This window comes from Streptococcus oralis (genome assembly GCF_001579175.1).
GTDB lineage: Bacteria > Bacillota > Bacilli > Lactobacillales > Streptococcaceae > Streptococcus > Streptococcus oralis_O.
This window is the reverse complement of the sequence record NZ_KQ970759.1, coordinates 523,279-527,717: the sequence shown is the minus strand read 5'-3', so window position 1 is coordinate 527,717 and position 4,439 is coordinate 523,279. Positions and strand designations below refer to the sequence as shown.

The 4,439-nt window shown below is 35.4% G+C and carries 4 protein-coding genes and 2 pseudogenes; all 6 read right to left on the bottom strand.

Annotation, left to right across the window (positions count from 1 at the left end; translation table 11 throughout):
* Positions 1-481: uracil-DNA glycosylase (locus SORDD24_RS02635; RefSeq protein ID WP_061407176.1), on the bottom strand; the 481-nt coding region annotated here is incomplete at its 3' end.
* 119 nt (positions 482-600) lie between these two features.
* Positions 601-894, bottom strand: a complete 294-nt coding sequence (locus tag SORDD24_RS02630) for a hypothetical protein (protein WP_061407174.1) — start codon at positions 892-894, stop codon at positions 601-603.
* A 23-nt stretch (positions 895-917) separates the two neighbouring features.
* Positions 918-1,610, bottom strand: coding sequence for a pyrimidine 5'-nucleotidase PynA (locus tag SORDD24_RS02625; protein WP_061407172.1), 693 nt, complete (start codon positions 1,608-1,610; stop codon positions 918-920).
* A gap of 30 nt (positions 1,611-1,640) precedes the next feature.
* Complete coding sequence (locus SORDD24_RS02620) at positions 1,641-2,843, bottom strand: hypothetical protein (protein ID WP_061407170.1); 1,203 nt, start codon at positions 2,841-2,843, stop codon at positions 1,641-1,643.
* Between the two features lie 237 nt (positions 2,844-3,080).
* A pseudogene (locus SORDD24_RS11595) lies at positions 3,081-3,583 on the bottom strand (hypothetical protein).
* A gap of 284 nt (positions 3,584-3,867) precedes the next feature.
* Positions 3,868-4,409 (bottom strand): annotated as a pseudogene (locus tag SORDD24_RS02610) (ClbS/DfsB family four-helix bundle protein).
* Positions 4,410-4,439: the final 30 nt, after the last annotated feature.

Genomic DNA, 4,439 nt, shown 5'->3' with positions numbered 1-4,439 from the left:
CTCCCCAGAGTACAAAGACCACTGGCCTATCTAGATGATTGACCACCTGAATCACAGCATCTGTAAAGGGCTCCCATATCTGTCCAGCATGACCATTGGCCTGCCCAGCAGGAACGGTCAAACAAGCATTGAGAAGTAAGACTCCTTGCTCAGCCCAAGCGGTCAAATCATGGGATGCTTTAACTCCAATATCATCTGCTAATTCTTTCAATATATTTTGCAAGGACGGCGGAGCTGGGATAGAGTCAGGAACAGAAAAACTCAAGCCCTGCGCCTGACCTGGCCCGTGATAAGGATCCTGCCCTAAAATCACCACCTTAACCTCTTCAAGTGGCGTTGTCAATAGAGCTTGAAAAACTTTTTCCTTAGGTGGATAGACAGTTCCCTGAGCATAGACCTGTTCCATAAATTGATTGATTTTCCCGAAATAACCTTCAGGTAATTGCTCCTTAATCAAAGCATGCCAAGATGAGTGTTGCATAAAGCCTGCTCCTTCATTTTTACTGCCTCTATTATAGCAAAAAGTGGCTATTGAAACCACTTTTTACAGTTCTTATCTACTGCTATTCATCCTATTATTTGACATGAGTATTCACAGTATCAATCAGCCATTAAAAACCTTTCGATTGTATCAATAGCATTGGAAAGTTGATTATTTACAGACATCATCCGTTCAAGATTAGCGTCCATATAGTAGAGTTCAGATAAGCCACCCCTAGGGAGAAAGAGTGAATAGTGGATATTCATCTTCTCTCGAGTACTTAACTCTATATGATTGCTTATGATATACTTTAACTCTTTTAACGAATTTACTTGAGCAACCACACCTTTTAACTGATACTGCTCGATGAGGTTTAGTAAATTGTCAATCTCTTCAATGACTTTAGTTTCCATATCATCCCCTCTTAGGAAAAGCACTACATAGCATCCAAAAAATCTAGTAGGTCTTGGTAGGAATGGACTTCGTAAGTCGGCTGAGCTTGCGTCTTATTTTTCAGGTGATGAGGGTTGTACCAGATAGAATCAATCCCAGCATTATTGCCACCTTGAATATCAGCTGTTAGGGAATCTCCAATCATCAGGGCCTTTTCTTTATCAAATCCAGTAATCTGTTGACCAATTTTTTCATAGAATAGTGCGTCAGGTTTTTGAGTTTGCAACTGCTCAGAGATAAAGACTTGGTTAAAATAAGGTGCCAGACCCGATTGAGCCAAACGTCCCGTCTGAATGGCAGTGATTCCATTTGTCGCAGCGTACAGTTCATAATCACGCTCAATGAGACTGTCCAAAAGTTCATGAGTCCCCGAAAAAGTTTGTCCCTGCTGGGCCAGAAAAAGCTGGTATCGCTGGGCAAGTAAAGTACCGTCTTTCTCCAGTCCAAAATGAGCAAACAAACGTGAAAAGCGCGTGATAACCAGCTCTTGTTTACTGATTTTCTTTTGCTCCAAGTTCTTCCAGAGAGCCTTGTTCATAGGAACGTAATAATCTTTATAGGCTTGAATATCCGCAACCCCTTCTTCTTTTAGAAGTTGCGTCAAAGCCACATCCTCAGCAGCATCAAAATCAAGCAAGGTGTGGTCAAGGTCGAAAAGTAGAAATTTGTAGGACATTAAGTTTCCTTTCTAGGGGAGGCAATAAATCTAAAAGGGGGCGAGATTACATAATTTATTAATTATCCCTTTTAATAATTTATCGTTTATTTTTAAAAAGTTTTGTTGTTCTTGAGAAAGTTCGGGAGTTCTTCTGTGATTGAGGAATAGGTACGTTTTTTCGTATTGATCTAAACCACTGATAAATTGATTACTAAAAAAAATATTAGTTGAATTCATTAGTATTAAGTTCACCCATTCTTCCCAATCACGATTATACACTTGACCATTATCATACCAAGAAATAATTATTCTAGGCAAAGGGCAATTTATCATATTAATAAAAACATTTATGCCATCAACTTCCATCATTTCTGACAATATACATTCAATTTTTTTTGAAGGAATATCAATAACAACTGTTTTAAATTTCTTGAACTTGTACTCCTTTCTAGAATATCTTTTGTGTAAATCTAGTAGTTTGTTTGATACTTTATTAGTCTCAAACATAGATTTTTGGGTTAAAAAATAATGATCAATAAAGCTATTATCTGAAACTAAAGGTTCTTGTTCAAACATGTTTGCTAAATACTTCAGATTTAAAACCTTGTAGTATAGTTCGAAAGAGCAACTTTTAATTGCGTACTCAATATTTTCTATGTAAGTGTTTTTGAATGGAGATTTGCCCGCTTGTTCAATTTCCTTAAAAATTAAAGTATCATGTTTGTCGCAATACATGGGGTAAGCACTAGCTTGATTTTCAACTTTTTGATTAATATAGCAAGAATCGATTTTATCAATATTCCAGAATATAATTGGAACGTGTTCATTAAAAGTGTATACAGAATTTTCATCAGTCAAACTTTTAAAATTGTTTCCTCTTGACAATGTATGAGCATTTTTTATAAGATCTTCACAATCTTTTGAATAGACTTTTTTCGCAGTACAATATTTGATTCTTTTCTTTTTTCCTCTAGATTCTTTTTCAAAGATCACACTATTTGACGGTGGAGCAATGTGATGGTCCTTTTCATATAAAAAGAGTTGATAAAATTCACTTAGTCTTTTTTTACGTTCAATTTCTGGAAGGCTAAAAGCCTCTTCCCGTTTTTTTCTACAACAATCATTAAATATTTTTCCTGATAAACATAAACACGGACCGGTTTCATCAAGTAAGATATCTTCACTAAAACTTTTGAAATTTGGATATTGTTTTCTATTGAAAATAGAAAAATAATCGCGAAAATTTATCATTTGTTATCAGTTCCTATTCCATAAATAATACATTTCAATTCAAATTATAACATACTACACAAATAAAAACTGACTAACTACATTAGATATCCGTAATTTATTATTAAGATTTTCTCTACAAATACATACCTGAGTTTTTCATTGAAATTTGTTATAAGTTCTTACTAGTTTAAATATTCATTAATCTATATCTGAATTAATTTAAAGGATTGAAATACTCTCCAATACTACACTCCCCTACCCCAACTCCTTGGCTATTCTGCTCTTTTCAAGTTTTCTCTTGGTGATTCGTTTCCATAAAACAAGTGGGTTCAAGCTATAAGATAGGCGTACGAGGTAGTAATTAAGCCATTCAATAAGGGCAAAAAGCTGTATTAGTGTGGCTATAATAGCCACTTGGAAACTCTGTGTATTCCATACAATAAAAGGAAAGCCTAAAATAAGTAAAACAAGGTCTAGTATTCTGAAACCACCATATAGTTTGGGGACACTAGCGCTTCCGAACTGAGGTTTCAAGAGTCTTCTAATCAAAATCGCCCAATAGATTGAACCTTGAAGCAAAATAAATGTCAGTAAAGACAGTGGATAGAGAATGATTACTAGACTATTCACATCACCAAACCGATTTTTCAAAAGGAAAAACAAAACCAAATGGATAGGACGGCTGTGAACTCTCCCAAACAGAGGGACACCAACTCTTTTCTAACTTTCTCTTTTTGTATCTTCATCATATCCCCCATCTATCTATCATCCTATATCAGAAAAACTCCATTCTAACCAGTTTATAGTCAACATTTCTCAGAATAAAGGCATTCTAAGTATCGAACAGCTCAATTCCTTTAATATCAATGCAATTCTAAACTTAGAATTGCTATAAAATAAATGTTTTCCTACTATTCTAAGTCCATGATAGCCTTAAATTTTAATTTTTGAAGGATTCTAAAGCTAGAAGAACTCAAAAATGAAGATAACTGAGCTATTCGAAACTTATAAGAACCTTTGGTGAATTTCAATAGCACTTCAACTAGCTACTCTTACAATTCTTCCGGTGAGCTTTAAGCTTTTTCAGAGCCCAATCATAGTGACTGGAGGTGCTACTGACAAAGTAGGAACCTAGACTTGTGCCTCCCGTCCACTTATAGACACCTTTTGTGAACAATTCGTCATTGCTGAAGCCTTCCATCAACTCTAAAACCTCTTTATGCGATTGCTCTAGTAGCCTAGTCGCTTCTTCTAAGGACGTTCTCTGGTACTTCTTCCAAAAAGCGACATTCATTTCTCCATAAGTTTTCCAATTATAAGGTTTAGGGAGAAAAGGTCTTTCATGACCCTTTTGATTGGAATGTACCCAGGTCAAAAGTAACTGATGCCATTCATAGAGATGGATCAGAACATCCCGTAGATTTTTATCTCTTTTCCAGTGAGCTTCTTTTTCTTTTGGTCTTTTGAAAAATCAAATGGAGTCTGTAGCTCCTCTTCACTTAACTGAGAAATTAAGAGATTAAGTTTTTCATAGTTTTCCTTAGAGGCTAGCACTAATTCCTCTTTTGTTTTTGGTCTAGGCATAGACGTTCTCCCTTCATTTTCAATTAGGTT

Excerpts from the sequence above, each read along its gene's own strand:
- SORDD24_RS02630 (WP_061407174.1), bottom strand. The coding sequence starts at position 894 with ATGGAAACTAAAGTCATTGAAGAGATTGACAATTTACTAAACCTCATC.
- SORDD24_RS02625 (WP_061407172.1), bottom strand. The coding sequence starts at position 1,610 with ATGTCCTACAAATTTCTACTTTTCGACCTTGACCACACCTTGCTTGAT.
- SORDD24_RS02620 (WP_061407170.1), bottom strand. The coding sequence starts at position 2,843 with ATGATAAATTTTCGCGATTATTTTTCTATTTTCAATAGAAAACAATAT.